The 22,270-nt window shown below is 62.7% G+C and carries 19 protein-coding genes, 2 tRNA genes and 2 pseudogenes; 21 read left to right on the top strand and 2 right to left on the bottom strand.

What is annotated here, in order from left to right:
* The first annotated feature begins 126 nt into the window (after positions 1–126).
* A complete protein-coding gene (locus OKW29_RS29480) occupies positions 127–2,064 on the top strand; it encodes an MFS transporter (protein WP_429293560.1) in 1,938 nt (645 codons plus the stop codon).
* A 163-nt stretch (positions 2,065–2,227) separates the two neighbouring features.
* On the top strand, positions 2,228–3,328 hold the full coding sequence (gene aroC, locus OKW29_RS29475; protein ID WP_184063673.1) for a chorismate synthase: 1,101 nt from the start codon (positions 2,228–2,230) through the stop codon (positions 3,326–3,328).
* A 173-nt stretch (positions 3,329–3,501) separates the two neighbouring features.
* Here aroC and OKW29_RS29470 read toward each other — a convergent pair whose 3' ends face one another.
* Entirely contained in the window at positions 3,502–5,175 is a 1,674-nt protein-coding gene (locus OKW29_RS29470; protein WP_429293559.1) for an electron transfer flavoprotein-ubiquinone oxidoreductase, read from the bottom strand.
* Positions 5,176–5,361: 186 nt separating this feature from the next.
* Here OKW29_RS29470 and OKW29_RS29465 point away from each other — a divergent pair, with 186 nt between their 5' ends.
* Both OKW29_RS29465 and OKW29_RS29460 read left to right on the top strand, forming a co-directional pair.
* Positions 5,362–6,138 (top strand): SDR family oxidoreductase, encoded by a 777-nt coding sequence (locus OKW29_RS29465; RefSeq protein ID WP_429293558.1) that lies wholly within the window; start codon positions 5,362–5,364, stop codon positions 6,136–6,138.
* Positions 6,139–6,193: 55 nt separating this feature from the next.
* Positions 6,194–6,625: an acyl-CoA thioesterase gene (locus tag OKW29_RS29460; RefSeq protein ID WP_090800991.1), complete on the top strand. Its 432-nt coding sequence runs from the start codon at positions 6,194–6,196 to the stop codon at positions 6,623–6,625.
* Positions 6,626–6,669: 44 nt separating this feature from the next.
* Here the strand turns inward: OKW29_RS29460 and OKW29_RS29455 are convergent, their stop codons facing one another.
* Positions 6,670–7,215, bottom strand: coding sequence for a LuxR C-terminal-related transcriptional regulator (locus OKW29_RS29455; RefSeq protein ID WP_429293557.1), 546 nt, complete (start codon positions 7,213–7,215; stop codon positions 6,670–6,672).
* Between the two features lie 218 nt (positions 7,216–7,433).
* On the opposite strand from OKW29_RS29455, the gene OKW29_RS29450 reads away from it, so the two are divergent.
* The 17 genes and pseudogenes from OKW29_RS29450 to OKW29_RS29370 all read left to right on the top strand — a co-directional run.
* Positions 7,434–8,138, top strand: a complete 705-nt coding sequence (locus OKW29_RS29450; protein ID WP_090800989.1) for a CoA transferase subunit A — start codon at positions 7,434–7,436, stop codon at positions 8,136–8,138.
* A 2-nt stretch (positions 8,139–8,140) separates the two neighbouring features.
* Entirely contained in the window at positions 8,141–8,782 is a 642-nt protein-coding gene (locus OKW29_RS29445) for a CoA transferase subunit B (RefSeq protein WP_184021841.1), read from the top strand.
* Between the two features lie 227 nt (positions 8,783–9,009).
* Positions 9,010–9,906, top strand: coding sequence for an alpha/beta fold hydrolase (locus OKW29_RS29440; protein ID WP_429293556.1), 897 nt, complete (start codon positions 9,010–9,012; stop codon positions 9,904–9,906).
* Between the two features lie 97 nt (positions 9,907–10,003).
* On the top strand, positions 10,004–10,357 hold the full coding sequence (locus OKW29_RS29435) for a RidA family protein (protein WP_184071112.1): 354 nt from the start codon (positions 10,004–10,006) through the stop codon (positions 10,355–10,357).
* Between the two features lie 69 nt (positions 10,358–10,426).
* Positions 10,427–12,670 carry a RelA/SpoT family protein gene (locus tag OKW29_RS29430; RefSeq protein WP_429293555.1) on the top strand — a complete coding sequence of 748 codons (2,244 nt, stop codon included), beginning with the start codon at positions 10,427–10,429 and terminating at the stop codon, positions 12,668–12,670.
* 105 nt (positions 12,671–12,775) lie between these two features.
* Positions 12,776–12,852 (top strand) — tRNA-Val (locus tag OKW29_RS29425).
* Positions 12,853–13,106: 254 nt separating this feature from the next.
* Positions 13,107–15,014: a threonine--tRNA ligase gene (gene thrS / locus OKW29_RS29420; RefSeq protein WP_429293554.1), complete on the top strand. Its 1,908-nt coding sequence runs from the start codon at positions 13,107–13,109 to the stop codon at positions 15,012–15,014.
* Positions 15,015–15,063: 49 nt separating this feature from the next.
* Entirely contained in the window at positions 15,064–15,588 is a 525-nt protein-coding gene (infC, locus tag OKW29_RS29415; protein ID WP_075643713.1) for a translation initiation factor IF-3, read from the top strand.
* Positions 15,589–15,846: 258 nt separating this feature from the next.
* Positions 15,847–16,044, top strand: a complete 198-nt coding sequence (rpmI, locus tag OKW29_RS29410; protein WP_006052501.1) for a 50S ribosomal protein L35 — start codon at positions 15,847–15,849, stop codon at positions 16,042–16,044.
* A gap of 29 nt (positions 16,045–16,073) precedes the next feature.
* Positions 16,074–16,433 carry a 50S ribosomal protein L20 gene (rplT, locus tag OKW29_RS29405; protein ID WP_006052502.1) on the top strand — a complete coding sequence of 120 codons (360 nt, stop codon included), beginning with the start codon at positions 16,074–16,076 and terminating at the stop codon, positions 16,431–16,433.
* A 158-nt stretch (positions 16,434–16,591) separates the two neighbouring features.
* Positions 16,592–17,605 (top strand): phenylalanine--tRNA ligase subunit alpha, encoded by a 1,014-nt coding sequence (gene pheS, locus OKW29_RS29400; RefSeq protein WP_429293553.1) that lies wholly within the window; start codon positions 16,592–16,594, stop codon positions 17,603–17,605.
* A gap of 160 nt (positions 17,606–17,765) precedes the next feature.
* On the top strand, positions 17,766–20,201 hold the full coding sequence (gene pheT, locus OKW29_RS29395) for a phenylalanine--tRNA ligase subunit beta (protein WP_184071106.1): 2,436 nt from the start codon (positions 17,766–17,768) through the stop codon (positions 20,199–20,201).
* A gap of 69 nt (positions 20,202–20,270) precedes the next feature.
* Entirely contained in the window at positions 20,271–20,687 is a 417-nt protein-coding gene (locus OKW29_RS29390) for an integration host factor subunit alpha (protein ID WP_090800976.1), read from the top strand.
* Between the two features lie 39 nt (positions 20,688–20,726).
* Positions 20,727–21,143, top strand: a complete 417-nt coding sequence (locus tag OKW29_RS29385) for a MerR family transcriptional regulator (protein ID WP_429293552.1) — start codon at positions 20,727–20,729, stop codon at positions 21,141–21,143.
* Positions 21,144–21,219: 76 nt separating this feature from the next.
* Positions 21,220–21,296: transfer RNA gene (locus tag OKW29_RS29380), tRNA-Pro, on the top strand.
* A 331-nt stretch (positions 21,297–21,627) separates the two neighbouring features.
* Positions 21,628–21,912 (top strand): annotated as a pseudogene (locus OKW29_RS29375) (NAD(P)(+) transhydrogenase (Re/Si-specific) subunit alpha); the annotation flags it as partial.
* A 57-nt stretch (positions 21,913–21,969) separates the two neighbouring features.
* Positions 21,970–22,071 (top strand): annotated as a pseudogene (locus OKW29_RS29370) (NAD(P)(+) transhydrogenase (Re/Si-specific) subunit beta); the annotation flags it as partial.
* Between the last annotated feature and the right edge of the window lie 199 nt (positions 22,072–22,270).

Raw genomic sequence — 22,270 nt, 5'->3', positions numbered from 1 at the left:
CGCTTTTTTTGTGTCTGGAGCTGGTGCGGACGGATTGCGGGAGCCGCGTGCGCGAGTCGCGGCGATCCGCTTGCCGGCCGTGCCGCCCGCGTCATCGCCATTTTTCCGCGCCGTTCTCCTGACTTCATGAACGATCGTCCGTTGCCCGCTGCCCGCCGCGCCGCTCGCGCGCACGAAGCGCACGAATCCCAGTTCCGCCTGCTCGGCCAGCGCCGCTTCGCGCCGTTCTTCTGGACACAGTTTCTCGGCGCGATGAACGACAACGTGTTCAAGATCGGCTTCACGTCGCTCGTCACGTATCAGGCGGCGCGGTTTTCGGGCGTCGACCCGAAAACCGCGGCGTTCCTGATCTCCGCGATTTTCATTCTGCCTTTCGTGCTGTTTTCGGCCACTTCCGGCCAGATCGCGGACAAGTACGACAAAGCGTTGCTCACGCGCCTCGTCAAGACTTTCGAGATCGCGGTGATGCTGGTCGGCGGCGCGGGGTTCTGGCTGCACAGCGCGCCGTTGCTGTACCTGTGCACGTTCCTGATGGGCGTGCATTCGACGGTATTCGGGCCGGTCAAGTACTCGTATCTGCCGCAGCATCTGTCGCAGGCGGAGCTGGTCGGCGGCAATGGCATGGTCGAGATGGGCACCTTCGTCGCGATCCTGATCGGCACGATCGTCGGCGGCGCGGGCGCGGGGTTCGCCGAGCATGGCGCGGTGGTGCTCGCTTGCGCGTGTATCGCGATCGCGCTGATCGGGCGCGCCGTGTCGGGCTTCGTGCCGGCTACGCCCGCGCCGCAGCCCGGGTTGCGCATCAACTGGAACCCGGTCAGCGAAACGTGGCGCAATCTGAAGCTCGCGCACGAAAACCGCACGGTGTTTCTTGGTCTGCTCGGCATTTCGTGGCTGTGGTTCGTCGGCGCGACGTTCCTCGCGTCGTTCTTCAACTTCGCGAAGGACGTGCTGTCCGCCGATCCCGACGTCGTGACCGTGCTGCTCGCCACGTTTTCGATCGGCATCGGCATCGGCTCGCTGTTGTGCGAACGGCTCTCGAAGCGGCGGATCGAAGTCGGCCTCGTGCCGCTCGGCTCGATCGGCATGAGCGTGTTCGCGATCGATCTTTTTTTCGCGAGCCACGCGCTGCCGCCGGCGGGGCATCTGCTCAGCGTTGGCGAATTTCTCGCGCGGCTCGCGCATTGGCGCGTGCTCGCCGACCTGTTCCTGCTCGCGATGTTCGGCGGCTTTTACAGCGTGCCGCTGTATGCGCTGATCCAGAGTCGTAGTCAGCCGAGCCATCGCGCGCGCATCATCGCCGCGAACAACATCCTCAATTCGCTGTTCATGATCCTGTCGGCGCTGATGGCGGTGGGCCTGACCGCCGCGGGCTTCAGTATTCCGGCGATCTTCCTTGTCACCGCGCTTCTGAATGTGGTGGTCGCGGGCTACATCTATTCGCTCGTGCCCGAGTTCCTGCTGCGCTTCATCGCGTGGCTGCTCGTGCATACGTTCTACCGGATCCGGCTCGTGCACGCGGAGCGGATTCCGGAGCAGGGCGCGGCGGTGCTCGTGTGCAACCACGTCAGTTTCGTCGATGCGATCGTCATCATGGCCGAAAGCCCGCGGCCGATCCGCTTCGTGATGGACCACCAGATCTTCCGCTCGCCGTTCGTCGGCTGGCTGTTCCGGCACGCGAAGGCGATTCCGATCGCGTCCGCGCATCAGGACGCGGCGCTGCTCGCGCGTGCGTACGACCTGTGCGCGCAGGCGCTCGCGGACGGCGAACTCGTCTGTATCTTTCCCGAAGGGAAGCTGACGCGTACCGGCGAGCTGAATCCGTTTCGCCACGGCGTCGCCGAGATCGTCAGGCGGACGCCGGCGCCCGTCATTCCGATGGCGTTGCGCGGGCTGTGGGGCAGCGTGTTTTCGCGCGCGGTGGACGCAACCTGGCCGCGGCCGATCAGCAAAGGTGTGATGAGCCGGCTGAGCCTCGCCGTCGGCGAGCCGATCGACCCGGCGCTCGCGACGCCGGAGACGCTGCAGCGGATCGTGACCGAGCTGCGCGGCGCCCGCAAGTAGCCGTGGGCCGGTGCGCGGACGCCGAGATGGCGGGCTCGCCCGCCATCACCCGCGTTCGGCCGAGTGCGCCCTGGCCGATCGGCCATCGCCGTCGCCAGGCCCGGCTTCGAGACGAGCGGGCTGGCATAATAGCGTTCTCCCCGTATTTCTTTGGACGACGCTCATGTCCGGCAACACGCTCGGTACGCTTTTCACTGTCACGACCTTCGGCGAATCGCACGGCCCCGCTATCGGCTGCGTGATCGACGGCTGCCCGCCGGGCATGGCGCTCAACGAAGCCGACATCCAGTTCGAACTCGATCGCCGCAAGCCGGGCACGTCGCGCCACGTGACGCAGCGCCAGGAAGAAGACAAGGTCGAGATCCTGTCGGGCGTGTTCGAAGGTCAAACCACCGGCGCGCCAATTGCGCTGCTGATCCGCAATACCGACCAGCGCAGCAAGGACTACGGCAACATCGCGGAAACGTTCCGCCCCGGCCACGCCGACTACACGTACTGGCAAAAGTACGGCATTCGCGATTACCGCGGTGGCGGGCGCTCGTCGGCACGGCTGACGGCGCCAGCGGTCGCGGCGGGCGCGGTCGCGAAGAAGTGGCTGCGCGAGAAGTTCGGCACCGAAATTCGCGGCTATATGGCCGCGCTCGGCGAGATCGACGTGCCGTTCGTCGATTGGGCGCAGGTGCGCGAAAACCCGTTTTTCGTGCCGAATGCGGAGATCGTTCCGCAGCTCGAGGCGTATATGGACGCGCTGCGCAAGGACGGTGATTCGATCGGCGCGCGCATCAACGTGGTTGCCTCCGGTGTGCCGGTCGGCCTCGGCGAGCCGCTGTTCGACCGCCTCGACGCCGACATCGCGCACGCGATGATGGGCATCAACGCGGTGAAGGGCGTCGAGATCGGCGCGGGCTTCGCGAGCGTCGCGCAACGCGGCTCGGTGCATGGCGACGAGCTGACGCCGGAAGGTTTCGTCGGCAATCACGCGGGCGGCGTGCTCGGCGGTATTTCGACGGGGCAGGACATCACGGTGTCGATCGCGATCAAGCCGACCTCGAGCATTCGCACGCCGCGCCGTTCGATCGACAAGGCGGGGAACCCCGCGATCGTCGAGACCTTCGGGCGGCACGACCCGTGCGTCGGCATTCGTGCGACGCCGATCGCCGAGTCGATGCTTGCGCTCGTGCTGATCGATCACGCGCTGCGCCATCGCGCGCAATGCGGCGATGTGGCCGTGAGCACGCCGAAGATCGCGGCGAGCGCGCCGTAACCCTGACGCGGTCCCGCGATTGGCGGCGAACGAGCCGCCATAAAAAAATAGGGAAGGGGACCAACGAAACGCGCAAGAATGCGCGCAGACGAAAGCGCGAGCGCGCTATCGGAATTTGCCTGCGCGACGCTGCCGGTTATCGCGCAGCGCCGCACAGGCAGACAGCACATCAATCACATATTCGGATAGTTCGGACCGCCACCGCCTTCCGGCGTGACCCACACGATATTCTGCGTCGGGTCCTTGATATCGCAGGTCTTGCAGTGCACGCAGTTCTGCGCATTGATGACGAGCCGCTCGCTGCCATCGTCGTTCTTCACGAACTCGTACACTGCAGCGGGGCAATAACGCGCCTCCGGTCCCGCGTAGGTCTGCCAGTTCACGTTGACCGGCACGGTCGGATCCTTCAGCGTCAGGTGCGCCGGCTGATTTTCCTCGTGATTCGTGTTCGAGATGAACACCGAGGAGAGCCGGTCGAACGTCAGCTTGCCGTCCGGCTTCGGATACGTGATCGGCTTGCACTGCGAAGCCGGCTTCAGCATCTCGTGATCGGAATGCTGATGATGCAGCGTCCACGGCACGTTGCCGCCGAGCAGCTTCTGCTCGAGACCGACCATCAGCGTGCCAAGGTAGAGACCCTTGCTCATCCACTGCTTGAAGTTACGCGCGCGATACAGCTCGGTGTGGAGCCACGACGTCTTGAACGCTTCCGGGTAGGCGCTCAGTTCGTCCGACTGACGGCCGGCCTGGACGGCGTCGAACGCGGCATCGGCGGCGAGCATGCCGGTCTTGATCGCGGCGTGCGAACCCTTGATGCGCGACGCGTTCAGGAAGCCCGCGTCGTCGCCGACCAGCGCACCGCCCGGGAACACCAGCTTCGGCAACGACATCAGGCCGCCCGCGGTGATCGCGCGCGCGCCGTAGGACACGCGCTTGCCGCCTTCGAGAATCGCGCGGATCGCCGGATGCGTCTTGTAGCGCTGGAATTCCTCGAACGGCGACAGATACGGATTCGAATAGCCGAGGCCGACCACGAAGCCGACCACGACCTGGTTGTTGTCCATGTGGTAGAGGAACGAGCCGCCGTAGGTGTCGTTTTCGAGCGGCCAGCCGGCCGTGTGCATCACCAGACCCGGCTTGTGCTTCGCGGGATCGATCTCCCACAGTTCCTTGATGCCGATGCCGTACACCTGCGGATCGACGCCGTCGCGCAGCTTGAACTTCTCGTTCAGCTGGCGGCCGAGGTGGCCGCGCGCGCCTTCGCAGAACAGCGTGTACTTCGCGTGCAGCTCCATGCCGAGCTGGAAGTTTTCGGTCGGTTCGCCGTCCTTGCCGATGCCGAGGTTGCCGGTCGCGACGCCCTTGACCGAGCCGTCGTCGTTGTACAGCACTTCGGCCGCCGGAAAGCCCGGGAATATCTCGACGCCGAGCGCCTCGGCCTGCTGACCCAGCCAGCGCGTCACGTTCGCGAGGCTGATCACGTAGTTGCCGTGGTTCTTGAAATTGTCCGGCAGCGCCCAGGTCGGCACGCTCTTCGCGCCCGTCTCCGACAGGAACAGGAAGCGGTCTTCGGTCACGTCGACCGTCAGCGGCGCGCCTTTTTCCTTCCAGTCCGGGATCAGCTCGGTCAGCGCGCGCGGGTCCATCACCGCGCCCGACAGAATATGGGCCCCGATCTCAGAGCCTTTTTCGAGTACGCACACGCCAATGTCAGCGCCTCGTTCGGCGGCGCGCTGCTTCAGGCGAATGGCCGCCGACAGGCCCGCAGGGCCGCCGCCGACGATGACGACGTCATACTCCATCGACTCGCGCGGGCCGTACTGCTCAATGAGACTTGCGGGGGTCATTGATGCTCCTCTTACCGTTAGAATGCTTTTTTCGGGTTCGTATTGTGGGCGATCGATTCCCGCGCCGCAACCCGAAAGCCACAGATTAGCACGACCGTACTATTTTACGATACGGTATAGACCCTTAGTCGGGTCCTACCGAACCCGTCAACCGCAGTTGTCACCACAACCGAACAAGGAAAGACAATGGGCCGTTCGATCAATCTGGAAGGCAAGGTCGCGCTGATTACGGGCGCCTCGAGCGGGCTGGGTAAGCGCTTCGCGCAGGTGCTGTCGCAGGCGGGCGCGAAGGTCGTGCTGGCGAGCCGACGCACCGAGCGGCTCAAGGAGCTGCGCGCGGAAATCGAGGCGTCCGGCGGCGCCGCGCACGTCGTGTCGCTCGACGTGACCGACTATCAGAGCATCAAGTCGGCGGTCGCGCATGCGGAGACCGAGGCCGGCACCATCGATATCCTCGTCAACAACTCGGGGGTGTCGACCACGCAGAAGCTGTCCGAGGTCACGCCGGCGGACTTCGAATACGTGTTCGACACGAATACGCGCGGCGCGTTTTTCGTGGCGCAGGAAGTCGCCAAGCGCATGATCATGCGCGGCAGCAACGCGCAGAAGCCGTCGTACCGGATCATCAACATCGCGTCGATGGCGGGCTTGCGCGTGCTGCCGCAAATCGGCCTGTATTCGATGAGCAAGGCCGCGGTCGTCCACATGACGAAGGCGATGGCGCTCGAGTGGGGCAAGCACGGCATCAATGTGAACGCGATCTGCCCCGGGTATATCGACACCGAGATCAACCATCACCACTGGTCGACCGATCAGGGCCAGAAACTCGTGGCGATGCTGCCGCGTCATCGGGTCGGCAAGCCGGAGGATCTCGATGGGCTGCTCCTGCTGCTCGCGGCGGATGAATCGCAGTTCATCAACGGCTCGGTGATCGTCGCCGACGACGGCTTCGGACTCGCGTGAGCGGGTCGTCCAAAGTTTCAAAAGTCAGGCAGAAAAAGGAAGAACGGAAGTACAGATGAGCGATTTTCACGCAGTTTTCGAAATGACGATGCCGATCCGCTGGGGCGACATGGACGCCTTCGGTCACGTCAACAACACGGTTTATTTCCGCTACATGGAGCAGGTGCGGATTTCCTGGTTCGAGCACATGGACTTTGTCGGCCAGCGCGCGCACGGGCAGGGGCCGGTGATCGTCAATGCGTCGATGGAGTTTCTGAAGCAGCTGCACTATCCGGGCGACGTGATCGGCCGGATGTCGGTGGCGACACCGGGGCGCAGCAGCTTCGATACGGCTTTCGAGCTCCTGCGCGCCGATGAGCCGGATACGCTCTATGCGCGAGGCGCCGCGCGATGCGTGTGGATCGACTACGCGGCGGGCAAGTCGGTGCCGGTGCCTGACGTACTGCGCGCGGCCATCGAGAGCGCGGCGCTCGTCAAGGCGGCCTGAGCGCGCGGCTTGACAGCGCTGTCGCGCGCTTCAAACGCCCTCTCTCAATCCCCGAGCAGCCGCTGCAACAGCTCGGTCGCATTGCCCGTATCGTATTTGCGCATGAGCCGCGCGCGGTAGACGTCGACCGTGCGCGGGCTGATGTCGAGCATGCGGCCGATCTGCTTGCTGGTCTTGCCCGTCACCAGTTGCGCGGCGATTTCGCGCTCGCGTGGCGTCAGTTCCACCGCGACCCGCCGGGTTGCGCTCAAATCCTCGAAGGTCCAGACACCCGCCGCGTGCGGGTCGGTGCGCTGCTGCGCGCGGCCCGTCACGTGACACCAGAACAGCTCGCCGTTCGCGCGCTTCATGATCCGGTCGTCCGCGTAGCTGCCTTGCGCGGTCATGATCGGCGGAATGCGCGCGCCGATCCGCTCGAACTCGTCCGCCGATGGATACAACACCTGGAACGACTGACCGATCAGCGCGTGGCGCGCGTAGCCGAATATCGACGCTAGCTCGTCGTTGCAGTCTTCGATGGTTCGCTCGCGGGACAGCACGAGTCCGATCGGCGCGAGGTGAAACGCAGTGCGGTAATCCAGGGCGGGCATGGGGGGCGGCAAGTACTTATGTATTTTTGCGTATTGTGCCGCATGGCGGGCCCAGCGTACTCTTTCGGGCGGATGACAATGCGGCTCAAGCCGCGGATGACTAGAATGACGTAGCGGTATCGTGAGGCGACGTGAAGTTCACCCGTTGCGATATCAGCCGCAATGATCCGGCGGCCTGCGTACACGTTTCGGGTTTCCATAAAGGAAGGGACATACAGATGAACAAGGTCTATCCAGGCGCCGCCGAGGCGCTGAAGGACATCGTCAAGGACGGGCAGACGTTCGCCGTCGGCGGCTTCGGGTTGTGCGGCATTCCTGAGGCGCTGATCGCAGCGCTGCGCGATTCGAAGGTGCAGGGCATCACCTGCATCAGCAACAACGCGGGCGTCGACGGTTTCGGCCTCGGCCTGCTGCTCGAGACGCGTCAGATCAAGAAAATGATCTCGTCGTACGTCGGCGAAAACAAGGAGTTCGAACGCCAGTACCTGGCCGGCGAACTCGAGCTCGAATTCACGCCGCAAGGCACGCTCGCCGAGAAGCTGCGCGCGGGCGGCTCGGGCATCCCGGCGTTTTTCACGAACACCGGCTACGGCACGCAGATCGCCGAGGGCAAGGAAACCCGCCAGTTCGGCGAGAACCACTACGTGCTCGAACATTCGCTGACCGCCGATGTCGCGCTCGTCAAGGCATGGAAGGCCGACAAGGCCGGCAACCTGATCTATCGCCGCACCGCGCGCAACTTCAATCCGATGTGCGCGATGGCGGGCCGCATCACCGTCGCGGAAGTCGAAGAGATTGTCGAAGTGGGCGAGCTCGATCCGGACGCGATCCATACGCCTGGCATCTTCGTGCAGCGCATCGTGCTGAATGCGCATCCGGAAAAACGCATCGAACAACGCGTCGTCCGCGCGAAAGGAGACTGATCATGGCATGGACTCGTGACGAAATGGCCGCGCGCGCGGCGAAGGAACTGCAGGACGGCTTTTACGTGAACCTCGGCATCGGCTTGCCGACGCTGGTCGCGAACCACGTGCCGGCGGGCGTCGAAGTGTGGCTGCAGTCGGAGAACGGTCTGCTCGGTATCGGCCCGTCGCCGACCGAAGACGAAGTCGACGCCGACCTGATCAACGCCGGCAAGCAAACGGTGACGACGCTGCCCGGTTCGTCGATTTTCTCTTCGGCGGATTCGTTCGCGATGATTCGCGGCGGCCACATCAATCTCGCGATTCTCGGTGCGATGCAGATCAGCAGGAAGGGCGATCTCGCGAACTGGATGATCCCGGGCAAGATGATCAAGGGCATGGGCGGCGCGATGGACCTGGTCGCGGGCGTCAAGCGCGTGGTCGTGCTGATGGAGCACGTCGCGAAGGGCGATCAGCACAAGATCCTCGAAGAATGCACGCTGCCGCTGACGGGCGTGGGTGTGGTCGACGAGATCATCACCGATCTCGGCGTGATCGAAGTGACCGAAAACGGCTTGAAAGTGACCGAACTCGCGCCGGGTGTGAGCGTCGACGAAATCAAGGCGAAAACCGGCGCGCCGCTCGATGTGAGCGCGGTGAGCTGAGGCGGGTTGAAACGCCGCTGCGCGCGTCGGCGCGACCGCGCGGCGGCAACGGTGTGTTCCGGACGGGCGAGACGTGAGTCTCGCCCGTTCTGTATTTGGCGCACGGCGGCGGATGCGCCGGACGGTTGGATCGACCTTCCTAAGCCTTCTGGCCGACGCTTGCCGCGCGACGAAGCGGTTTACAATCGTTTGCAGCCCAATCCGCAGCGTCTTTGCAAGGACACCAGATGACCGCAACGAATTCCGCTTCCACCACCGGGCGGCCCGCGCCGCGTCAACGTTACGTGCGGTGCGCGAGCGCTGCCGGCCTGCATCGCGTCGCCTATACCGAGTGGGGCGACCCGGACAATCCCCGAGTGTTGCTGTGCGTGCACGGACTCACGCGATCGGGGCGCGATTTCGACCGCCTCGCCGCCAACTTCGCGGACACCTATCGCGTGGTGTGCCCGGACGTGGTTGGCCGGGGCTTGTCGTCGTGGCTCGCGAACCCCAACTTATACGCGGTGCCGCAGTACGTCGCCGACATGGTCACACTGATCGCGCGGCTCGACGTCGACACCGTCGACTGGTTCGGCACCTCGATGGGCGGCCTGATCGGCATGGGGCTCGCCGGCCTGCCGGACACGCCAATCCGCAAGCTGCTGCTGAACGACGTCGGGCCGCATCTGGAGCCGGTCGCGGTCAAGCGCATCGGCGATTACCTTGGCAAGCCCGCACGCTTCGAAACGCTGCAGCAGGGCGTTGACTATGCCGCGCAGCTCGCGCAGAGCTTCGGACCGCTGACTCCGGACGAATGGCGCGAAATCAATACGCCGTTGCTGCGCGAAGAGGACGGCGCATGGGTGCTGCGCTATGACCCGCGCATCGCGCAGCCGTTCGCGGCGGTCACCGAGGAAGCGGCGAAGCTTGGCGAGGCGGCGCTGTGGCATTCGCTCGCGTCGTTCCAGGGGCCGGTGCTGGTGGTGCGCGGCGAGCAGTCGGATTTGCTGTCGCGTGAAACGGTCGCGAAGATGGTGTCGACCGCGCGTGCCGCATCGAGCGTGGAGATCGCCGGCGTCGGGCATGCGCCGGCGTTCCTGGCGGCGGACCAGATCGCGCTCGCGAGGGAGTTCTTCATCGGTTAGGCCGCGAACGCGTCATAATATTGAGTTCCGCATGACGATTTCATCGGCAGTGTCGTGTGGGACGTAGTTCGATTAACCCCTCAGCTCAGGACTTTTCATGGCAGTCATTCGTTATCACGTCGGCAAGCGTCTCTCGGAAATGGCCGTGCACAACGGCACCGTGTACCTCGCGGGTCAGATCGCCGAAGACGACGATCAGGACATCGCCGGCCAGACGCGCGAAGTGCTCGGCCACATCGACCGTCTGCTCGCCGAAGCGAACAGCGACAAGTCGCTGTTGCTGTCGGTGCAGATCTATCTCTCGGACATGGCGCATTTCGCCGGCATGAACGCCGTGTGGGACGAGTGGGTCGCGCAGGGCGACACGCCGCCGCGCGCGACCGTCGAGGCAAAGCTTGCGAATCCGAAGTGCCTCGTCGAAATCGTCGTGATCGCGGCGCAGCGCAACTGAGTCGCGGCCGTCCGGCAGCACCGTGGTTGATTTTCCGTTGAATCGTCTGGCCCGGCGGGCCGTCGCACCATGAACACCGATACCGTTCCGAGCGCGCCTCATCCCCATCGTTCCTTCGACGAAGCGATGGCGTTCGTGCGCGAACATGCGGGCGAGGTGCGGCTGTCGTCGGGCGAATTGCTCGCGGATCACGCGGCGGGCACCGCGTCGATCATGCGCAAGCTCAACGTCGATCCGCCGGCGGTGCTGGCCGCTGCGCTGTTTGCGCTGACACCGCATCTGCGCGATCCGGAGCGCGTGATCGCCGACAACTTCGGCGAAGAAGTCGCCCAACTGGTCGGCGACGTACGCAAGCTGCTGCGGCTCGGCACGGTCAGTTTGCGCGCGGCGCAAAACGCGATGCCCGAGGCCGGGCGTGACGCGCAGGCTGCGCGCCGCGTGCAGGTCGAGGCGCTGCGCAAAATGCTGCTCGCGTTCGCGCAGGACATTCGCGTCGTGCTGATCCGCCTCGCGTCGCGGCTGCAAACGCTGCGTTACTACGCGGCCGCGAAGCTCACGCCGTCGCCCGACGTCGCACGCGAAACGCTCGATATCTACGCGCCGCTCGCGAACCGCCTCGGTATCTGGCAATTGAAGTGGGAGCTCGAGGACCTCGCGTTCCGTTTCGAGGAGCCGGACACCTACAAGCGCATCGCGAAACTGCTCGACGAGAAGCGCGTCGAGCGCGAGAGCTATGTCGCGCAGGCGATCGAACGCCTGCAGCAGGAGCTGGCCGCCGCGCATGTCCGCGCGGAAGTGAGCGGTCGGCCGAAGCATATCTACAGCATCTGGCGCAAGATGCGCGGCAAGGAGCTGGACTTCGCCGAGTTGTACGACGTGCGCGCGTTTCGCGTGATCGTGCCGGACATCAAGGACTGCTACACCGTGCTCGGCATCGTGCACAACCTGTGGCAGCCGGTGCCGAAGGAGTTCGACGATTACATCTCCCGGCCGAAGCCGAACGGCTACAAGTCGCTGCACACCGTCGTGATCGGCGACGACGGCCGCGCGTTCGAAGTGCAGATCCGCACGCAGGAAATGCATCGCTTCGCCGAATACGGCGTGGCCGCGCACTGGCGCTACAAGGAAGCGGGTGCGCGCGGCTATGGCGGCACGTTCACCGCGAGCGAGAAATACGACGAGAAGATCGCCTGGCTGCGACAGCTGCTCGCGTGGAAGGACGAGGTCTCCGAGGGCGAGCATGGCGAAGCGGGCTCGGCACAACCGTGGGAGCAATTGCGCCAGGCCACGCTCGACGACGATCACATCTACGTGCTGACGCCGCAGGCGCGCGTGATTCCGTTGCCGCACGGCGCGACGCCGATCGACTTCGCGTTTCACCTGCACAGCGAGCTTGGGCATCGTTGCCGCGGCGCGCGCGTCGACGGCGCGATGGTGCCGCTCAACACGCCGCTGCAGAACGGCCAGACGGTCGAGATCGTGGCGGTGAAGGAAGGCGGTCCGTCGCGCGACTGGCTTAATCCGCAACTTGGCTATCTGCAAAGCCCGCGCGCGCGGCAGAAGGTGCGCGCATGGTTCAACGCGGTGGAGTTACAGGAGCACATCGCGAACGGTCGCGCGATGGTTGAAAAAACCCTGCAGCGCGAAGGCAAGACCTCGGTCAATCTCGATCAACTGGCCGCGCGGCTCGGTTTCAAGACCACCGACGACCTGTTCTCCGTGGTCGGCAAGGAGGAGTTCAGTCTGAGGCTCGTCGAGCAGGCGTTGCAGGATGCGCCGCCGCCCGAGCCCGAGGTCGATGCGCCGGAGAAGTTCGAGAAACGCAGCAGCGGCGCGAGCGTCGCGCGCGGCGCATCCACGGGGGTGCTGGTGGTCGGCGTCGATGCGTTGCTCACCCAGCTCGCGCGCTGCTGCCGGCCGGCGCCGCCCGACGACATCTGCGGATTCGTTACGCGAGGCAAGGGCATGTCGGTTCATCGCAGCGATTGCGCGACGTTCCGCCGGATGGCGGAGCGCGCGCCGGAGCGCGTGCTTCAGACGGCGTGGTCGGCGGACGTGATGAGCGGTCGCGGCCATTCCGTCTACCCGGTCGACCTCAGCATCGAGGCGACGGACCGGCAAGGTCTGCTGCGCGATATCTCCGAAGTATTCGCGCGGGAAAAGATGAACGTGATCGGCGTAAAGACGCAATCGCGCCGCAATGCCGCGTTCATGCAATTTACCGTCGAGGTGTCGAGCTCCGCGCAGATTCAGCGCGCGTGCACGCTGCTGGGCGAGATCACGGGTGTCGTGCGCGCGACGCGCAAGAACTGAGGCGCGGGCGGTTGGAAAAAGCCCCGCTAGTGGCGCGACGGATTAAAGTCGCCGCATAAAAGTACTTGCCAAGCTGCGCTATACCCCATATACTCTCGTTTCTTCAGGCTCGTAGCTCAGCTGGTTAGAGCACCACCTTGACATGGTGGGGGTCGTTGGTTCGAGTCCAATCGAGCCTACCAACGAAAATGAAATTCCGGCCTCGCTGGGGTTTCGCAAACTGCAGTAAGCGCTTTGAGCGCAAAAAGGCGAATACGGTTATGACACCGCGAACGTTGACCGAAACCACTTCGGAACGACGCTAGTCGAGGACCACTTTCGCCAGTGAAGTTTGCATAAAATGTGAATGCGGCCCCTCGAAAGCGGGGCCGCATTTTTTTTGTCTTTTTGACCCTGGTTGTATGTGCCGCCGCCGGTCGGCACCACGGAGAACGCAATGGTTTCGATACGTTTGCCTGACGGTTCTGTTCGACAGTACGAGCATCCGGTGACCGTCGCCGAAGTGGCCGCCTCGATCGGCCCCGGTCTCGCGAAAGCCGCGCTCGGCGGCAAGATCGACGGGGAGTTGGTCGATACGTCCATGCTGATCGATCACGACGTGGCGCTCGCCATCGTCACGGAGAAGGACGCAGACGGTCTCGATATCATCCGCCACTCGACGGCGCACCTGCTCGCGTACGCGGTGAAGGATCTGTACCCGGAAGCGCAGGTCACGATCGGCCCGGTCATCGACAACGGTTTCTATTACGACTTCTCCTATAACCGTCCTTTCACGCCGGAAGATCTCGAAAAGATCGAAAAGCGCATGCAGGAACTCTCGAAGAGGGACGAGCCGGTGTCGCGTCGCGTGGTGTCCCGCGACGAAGCGGTCGAGTACTTCAAGAGCATCGGTGAAAAGTACAAGGCCGAGATCATCGAATCGATCCCCGCTAGCGACGAAATCAAACTGTACTCGCATGGCGGCTTCACGGACCTGTGCCGCGGCCCCCACGTGCCGTCCACCGGCAAGCTGAAGGTCTTCAAGCTGATGAAAGTCGCGGGCGCGTACTGGCGTGGCGACTCGAAGAACGAGCAGCTGCAGCGCATTTACGGCACGGCCTGGACGAAGAAGGAAGACCAGGAAGCGTATCTCCACATGCTCGAAGAAGCCGAGAAGCGCGACCATCGCAAGCTTGGTAAGCAGCTCGACCTGTTCCACATGCAGGACGAGTCGCCGGGCATGGTGTTCTGGCATCCGCGCGGCTGGACGCTGTGGCAGCAAGTCGAGCAGTACATGCGCCGTCGCGTGAACGACGCCGGCTACCTGGAAATCAAGACGCCATTGATCATGGACCGCTCGCTGTGGGAAGCGTCGGGCCACTGGCAGAACTATCGTGAAAACATGTTCACGACGGAATCGGAAAAGCGCGACTACGCGATCAAGCCGATGAACTGCCCCGGTCACGTGCAGGTGTTCAATCACGGTCTGCGCTCGTATCGCGATCTGCCGCTGCGTTACGCGGAGTTCGGTTCGTGCCATCGCAACGAATCGTCGGGCGCGCTGCATGGACTGATGCGTGTGCGCGGCTTCGTGCAGGACGACGCGCATATTTTCTGTACCGAAGATCAGTTCATCAGCGAATCGATCGCGTTCAACACGCTGGCAATGAGCGTCTACCGCGACTTCGGCTTTGATAACGTCGAGATCAAGCTGTCACTGCGCCCGGATGCGCGCGCCGGCACCGACGAAACTTGGGATCGCGCGGAGCAGGGACTGCGCGAGGCGCTGACGGCCTGCGGCGTCACGTGGGAAGAGTTGCCCGGCGAGGGTGCATTCTACGGCCCGAAGGTCGAGTATCACATCAAGGACGCGCTCGGCCGCTCGTGGCAGTGCGGTACGCTGCAGCTCGACATGGTGTTGCCGGAGCGGCTGGGTGCCGAATACGTTGCCGAAGACAACAGTCGCCGTCGCCCGATCATGCTGCACCGGGCGATCGTCGGATCGATGGAGCGTTTCCTCGGGATTCTGATCGAGCACCATGCTGGTGCAATGCCCGCTTGGCTCGCGCCGATGCAGGTCGTTGTGATGAATATTGCGGAAAGTCAGGCCGAATACGCGCAGGCGCTAGCCCAATCGTTGCAAAAACAAGGGGTTAGAGTCGAGGCCGATTTGCGCAACGAGAAGATTAGCTATAAAATACGCGAGCACACGCTGGAAAAGGTCCCCTACCTGTTGGTGGTCGGCGACAAGGAGCGTGAAGCGCAAACGGTAGCCGTGCGTGCCCGTGGTGGTGTCGATATGGGTGTAATGCCTGTTGACGCCTTCATTGAGCGTCTGCGCCAGGACGTGCAGTCGTTCAACTGAGCCACTTGGTACCCGGCTCGTTTTTTTTAATTTTTAGAGGAAACGTAACATCGCTACTGATAAGTCTGCGCACCGCATCAACGGTGAAATTACAGCACCCGAGGTGCGACTGGTCGGCGTCGAGAACGAACCGCTCGGCATCGTGAAACTCGCTGATGCGTTCCGAATGTCGGAACAGCAGGACGTAGATCTGGTCGAAATCGCTCCGCAAGCGGTTCCGCCAGTTTGCCGCTTGATGGACTACGGCAAATTCAAGTACCAGGAAGCGAAGAAGCAACACGAGGCCAAGCTCAAGCAGAAGGTCATCCAGGTCAAGGAAGTCAAATTCCGCCCAGGTACCGACGACGGTGATTACAACGTCAAGCTGCGCAACCTCGTCCGCTTCCTCGAAGACGGCGACAAGACGAAAATCACGTTGCGTTTCCGTGGCCGCGAAATGGCTCACCAGGAAATCGGCATGCGCATGCTCGAACGCCTGCGCACCGACCTCGACGAAGTCGGTCAGGTCGAGCAGATGCCGAAAATGGAAGGGCGCCAGATGATCATGGTGCTCGCTCCGAAGAAAAAGAAGTAAGCGCGAAGCAGTTGGCCGGAGCGACGGCGTGCCATGTGGCGCGCGCTCCGGCGGCGCAAGGTTGTTTGATGCTGTGCTGGGTGTCCGGCTTGGTGTCGGAAGGTTTCGGAACGTCGCGCATGCAAGTGCGCAGTGGTTCCCGAAAAGCGGCCGCTGGCGGTATCGGCGGTCTGCATACCAAGTGGAATGGGTTTCGAAGGGCGGGAAATGGCCATCTGGCCGACCGCACACCCATGTCCATCTAATAATGGAGTTGTCATGCCGAAGATGAAGACCAAGAAGAGCGCTGCAAAGCGCTTCGTGGTGCGTCCGGGCGGTACCGTCAAGCGCGGTCAGGCCTTCAAGCGTCACATTCTTACCAAGAAGACCACCAAGAACAAACGCCATCTGCGCGGCTCCACGGCAGTTCATGATTCCGATCTGAACTCCGTTCGCGCAATGCTGCCGTTCGCTTAACCCTTAACCGACACTCATAGGAGCGAAACATGCCTCGAGTAAAACGTGGGGTTACCGCACGGGCCCGTCACAAGAAGATCATCAAGCTGGCCAAGGGTTACCGCGGCCGTCGCAATAACGTCTATCGCATCGCCAAGCAGGCGGTCATGCGCGCAGGCCAATACGCCTACCGCGACCGCCGCAACAAGAAGCGTGTGTTCCGCGCACTGTGGATCACGCGTATCAACGCGGCGGTGCGTCAGCACGACATGACGTACAGCGTGTTCATCAACGGCCTGAAGAAGGCGTCGATCGAACTGGACCGTAAGGTGCTGGCCGACATGGCTGTGTTCGACAAGGCTGCTTTTGCTGCGATCGTTCAGCAGGTGAAAGCCGCCGTTGCAGCCTGATTGCGCTTCTGGCAATTAAAACTGCGTGGTTCGTTGCAGCGAACATCCGGTAGTCTCGGTGACGCTGCAACAAAAACGGGGCTCCTCACCGAGCCCCGTTTTTGTTGGTAGAACCAGTTTTGTTTCGATAGAACACTGACGTTGAAATGATGGGATCAATGGATCTGGACCAGATTGTCGCCGACGCGCAAAAAGCCTTCGCAGAAGCCCCCGACATCACCACCCTCGAGAACGAGAAAGCGCGCTTTCTCGGTAAGGCGGGTGCGCTGACCGAGCTGTTGAAGGGCCTTGGCAAACTCGATCCCGAAACGCGCAAGACCGAAGGCGCACGGATCAACCTCGTCAAGCAACAGGTCGAGGCCGCGCTGACGGCACGTCGTCAGGCGCTCGCCGACGCACTTCTGAACCAGCGTCTCGCTGCTGAAGCGATCGACGTCACGCTGCCGGGCCGCGGCGCCAATGCGGGTAGCCTGCACCCGGTGATGCGCACCTGGGAGCGCGTCGAACAGATTTTCCGTACGATCGGATTCGACGTGGCCGACGGCCCCGAGATCGAAACCGACTGGTACAACTTCACCTCGCTGAACAGCCCGGAAAACCATCCGGCGCGTTCGATGCAGGACACCTTCTACGTCGACGGCAAGGATGCCGACGGCCGCCCGCTGCTGCTGCGCACGCATACGAGCCCGATGCAGGTGCGCTACGCGCGCACCAACACGCCGCCGATCAAGGTGATCGTGCCGGGCCGCACGTATCGCGTGGATAGCGACGCGACGCATTCGCCGATGTTCAACCAGGTCGAAGGCCTGTGGATTGACGAGAACATCAGCTTCGCGGACCTGAAGGGCGTCTATACCGACTTCCTGAAGAAATTCTTCGAGCGCGACGACATTCTCGTGCGCTTCCGTCCGTCGTATTTCCCGTTCACCGAACCGTCGGCCGAGATCGACATGCAGTTCGAAACGGGCAAGAACGCGGGCAAGTGGCTCGAAATTTCGGGCTCCGGCCAGGTGCATCCGACTGTGATCCGCAACATGGGTCTCGACCCGGAGCGCTACATCGGCTTCGCTTTCGGCAGTGGCCTCGAGCGTCTCACGATGCTGCGTTACGGCGTGCAGGACCTGCGCCTGTTTTTCGAAAACGACCTGCGTTTCCTGCGTCAATTCGCGTGACCCGGCGCGCGCGAGCGCGACGAAGCATAAATCGCGGCAGCGCACCTGGTGCGCGCCGCGAGCGTCCCCGGCAGAGCTCGCTGAACCGGCGCAAGACCACCGGGCTTTACGAAGCATCTGCCGGACGTGGACCTAACCTGATCACAACGTACACAGAACCATGCAATTTCCGGAATCCTGGCTCAGAACTTTTGTCGATCCGCAACTGACCACCGACGAGCTGTCGCACGCGTTGACGATGGCGGGTCTCGAAGTCGAAGACCTGCGGACGGCCGCGCCGCCGACCTCGAAGATCGTCGTCGGCCAGGTGCTGGAAGTCGTCAAGCACCCGGATGCGGACAAGCTCAACGTGTGTCAGGTCGACGCTGGCACCGGCGCGACGCTCAACATCGTGTGCGGCGCGCCGAATGTTGCGCCCGGCATCAAGGTGCCGGTCGCGCTGGTCGGCGCGCAACTGCCGCCGGCCGAAGAGGGCGGCGCACCGTTCGCGATCAAGCTGTCGAAGCTGCGCGGCGTGGAAAGCCAGGGCATGCTGTGCTCGGCGCGCGAGCTGAAGCTCTCCGAAGATCACAGCGGTCTGATGATCCTGCCGGAAGACACGCCGATCGGCCAGGACATCCGCGACACGCTCAATCTCGACGACACCGTTTTTGAAATCAAGCTGACGCCGAACAAGGCCGACTGTCTGTCGGTATTCGGCGTCGCGCGAGAAACGTCGGCGATTACCGGAGCGCCGCTGCGTCCGCTCGAAATCAAGCCGGCTCCGGTCGCGCTCAACGAAACGCTGCCCGTGAAAATCTCCGCGCCCGATCTGTGCGGCCGTTTCTCGGGCCGCGTGATCCGCGGCGTCAATGCGCGCGCGAAGTCGCCGCAATGGATGGTCGAGCGTCTCGAGCGCTCCGGCCAGCGTAGCATTTCCGCGCTCGTCGACATCTCGAACTATGTGATGCTCGAGCTGGGGCGTCCGTCGCACGTGTTCGATCTCGACAAGATCCACGGCGGCATGGACGTACGCTGGGGCCGCAAGGGCGAAACGCTGAAGCTGCTGAACGGGAACACGGTCGAGCTCGACGAAACGGTCGGTGTGATCGCCGACGAGCAGCATATCGAAAGCCTCGCGGGCATCATGGGTGGCGACAGCACCGCGGTCACGCTCGACACCACCAACATCTATCTCGAGGCCGCGTTCTGGTGGCCCGACAGCATTCGTGGTCGCTCGCGCAAGTACAACTTTTCGACCGATGCAGGCCATCGCTTCGAGCGCGGCGTCGACTACGCGACGACCGTCGATCATATCGAGCGCATCACGCAGCTGATCCTCGACATCTGCGGCGGCGAAGCGGGTCCGGTCGACGATCAGATCGTCAACGTGCCGAAGCGCGCGCCCGTGAAGATGCGCGTTTCGCGCGCGAACCGCATCATCGGCGTCGCGATCGGTGTCGATGAAATCGCGCAGATCTTCACGCGGCTCGGCCTCTCGTTCGAGCGTGACGGCGATACGTTCTCGGTAATGCCGCCGTCGTACCGCTTCGATATCGAAATCGAAGAGGACCTGATCGAAGAAGTCGCGCGTATCCACGGTTTCGAAAAGATTCCGGCGCGCCCGCCGGTCGCGACCAGCGAAATGCGCGCGACCAACGAGACGCAACGCTCCATCCACGCGATCCGTCATGCGCTCGCCGCGCGCGACTACGCGGAAACGGTGAACTTCAGCTTCGTCGACGTCGAGTGGGAGCGGGACTTCGCAGGCAACAGCAACCCCGTGCGTCTGATCAACCCGATCGCGAGCCAGCTGTCGGTGATGCGCACGACGTTGTTCGGCAGCCTGATTCATGTGTTGCGCACGAATCTGAACCGTCGCGCGGCGGACCGCGTGCGCGTGTTTGAAGCAGGTCGCGTATTCCTGCACGATCCGTCGATCAAGGCCGGCGAGTTGACCGTCGAAGGTTTCGCGCAACCGAAGATGATCGGCGCGCTCGCCTATGGGCCCGCGCTCGACGAGCAGTGGGGCGCACCGACGCGTGCCGTCGACTTCTTCGACGTGAAGGGCGACCTCGAAGCGCTGGTCGCACCGGCGGTCGCGCGGTTCGTACAGGCCGAGCATCCGGCGCTGCATCCGGGACGCAGCGCGCGGATCGAATTGAATGGTCGCGCAGTGGGCTGGATTGGCGAATTGCATCCGCGCTGGATGCAAAAATATGATTTGCCGCATGCGCCGATTCTGTTTGAAATCGAAGCGGAAGCATTAATGCAGCGGGTATTGCCGATTCCGTCGGAAGTTTCAAAATTCCCGCCGGTACGACGTGATATCGCAGTGGTCGTCGATCAGAAAATCGAGGTTCAGGCGCTGCTCGACGAGCTTCAGAAGGCCCAGTCCGAACCGGCCTGCAAGGCTGTCCAGAAGGTTGCACTTTTCGACGAATTTCGTCCAAAATCAAACACTTCCGGTGGTCTGGCCGCGCACGAGAAAAGCCTTGCGTTCCGGGTGACCTTGCAAGATACTGGCGGAACCCTTCAGGATGAAACGGTCGATCTGGCTATTCAAACTCTGGTGGAACGTCTAGCTCGAGTATATGGCGCACGGTTGCGCGGATAACCCGCATTTAACAATTGCACGGCTGTTTCCGCATCCATTGTTTTACGCTTGGCGCGCCATTTGATAGATATGAATGAAATGAACTCGAGTGATTTCGAAGCCCTTCTTACGGCGCAACGCAGCGCCATGATTCGAGATATTCCGACATCATCCGCCGTCGTTTCCAATGAAACGCCGACACTCACCAAGGCGGAACTTGCCGAGTTGCTGTTCGACAATGTCGGGCTCAACAAGCGGGAAGCGAAGGACATGGTCGAGGCTTTCTTCGAGGTGATCCGCGATGCGCTCGAGAGCGGCGACAGCGTGAAGCTGTCGGGCTTCGGCAACTTCCAGTTGCGCGACAAGCCGCAGCGTCCCGGCAGAAATCCGAAGACGGGCGAGGCGATTCCGATTGCGGCACGTCGCGTGGTGACGTTTCATGCAAGTCAAAAACTGAAGGCGCTCGTCGAAAACGGCGCCGAAGCGAGCTTCTCGCGCGCTGATTGACTGGCGCGCTTTCGGGCAACCCATCACGGCTAACTGACGATGACAGCGACGATCGAAAAAGTCGTCTTGCCTCCGATTCCGGCGAAGCGGTACTTCACGATTGGTGAGGTCAGCGAACTTTGCGGGGTAAAGCCTCACGTGCTGCGTTACTGGGAGCAGGAGTTCACCCAGTTGAGGCCGGTCAAGCGGCGCGGCAATCGTCGGTATTATCAGCATCACGAGGTGCTGCTGATCCGGCGGATTCGAGAGTTGCTGTACGAGCAGGGTTTTACGATCAACGGGGCGCGCAACCGGCTCGATTCGCATGGCGGCGGTGGGCCGGATGCGGTGGTCGAAGAGGGTGAGGCTACCGCCGGAGTCGCGGGTCAGGTGCAGGCATCGGCGGCAACGGTTGCGGTCGATATCGAGAAGTTACGCAAGGAACTGCAAAACGTAATCGATCTGCTGGGCCACTAGTTCATGGACTTGTTCGCTTTGTTCGTGTCGAGCGGTTCTAATCGAATGAAGTGTCTGTTATAATTTTTCTTCTGTTCGGGGCGTAGCGCAGCCTGGTAGCGTACCTGCATGGGGTGCAGGTGGTCGGAGGTTCAAATCCTCTCGCCCCGACCAATAGATATAAGGCTCTCATGGCTTCGGCTCTGAGAGCCTTTTTCGTTTGGGGCCGATTTTGCCCCCACGTTTGCCCCCACAGGACGGACGGCTCTCGCGGGAACAAAGCGGAATTTTCGGGGACGGGTACCGGACGCGTTCGTTGCTCAGTTCGGGACGGCTTTGCTCGCGCGTTTACCGGTGCGTGCTATGTCCACGGCAACCGCACACACCGGTAACGACATGCCGTTTTCTGAAGGTTTCGGAGGGGGCTAGCATTTTGCCGAACATTCCCGATGCCGTCGCGTCGCTGACGACAAACGCTACGTAGCGCCCACAGACGGCACAACGGACTCTCGCGGCGGGACGTGGCGCCGAATATGAAGGCCGGCGCGGCGGCAACTGCCCGCTGAACGAAGCGGACTTTGTCGTGACGAAGCACGGCGTGTCGCTCGTCGGCTACACGAACGTCCCGTCGATGGCCGCGGCCGACGCGTCGTCGCTCTACGCGCACAATCTGCTCGACTTCCTGAATCTGATTGTCACGAAGGAAGGCGCGCTGAACATTGATCTCTCCGACGATATCGTCGCGGCCACGTTTCTGTCCCGCGATGGCGAAGTCGCGCGCAGGTCATAAAGGAGAGCAGGGACGGAAGTCATCAATCACACGGTGATCAACCCGACCATCTTCGTGCTGGCGATCTACGTCGTCACGCTGCTGTATCCGGTCGCTTCGGTCTGCTTCATTCAGGCCCTCAAGGGGCTGTCGAATACGAAGATGGCGGGTATCGGCAATTGAACCGCCCCGGGTTTCCCGGAGATTGACAATGGTGTCTGCGCCGGCCGTTGCGATCCCCGTAGCGATCGCGACGCCGATGCCCCCGCTGGACGCGCTCACAATGGCGATCTTGCCCGATAGATCGATGATCACTTCCTTGCTCCTTGTAGAAACTTCATGTGCTTATGTCCGCGAGGCAGATTCATCCGTTGCTGCA

This window comes from Paraburkholderia sp. CI3 (assembly GCF_050436505.1).
GTDB classification, from domain to species: domain Bacteria; phylum Pseudomonadota; class Gammaproteobacteria; order Burkholderiales; family Burkholderiaceae; genus Paraburkholderia; species Paraburkholderia tuberum.
This window is presented reverse-complemented; position numbering and strand designations above follow the sequence as displayed.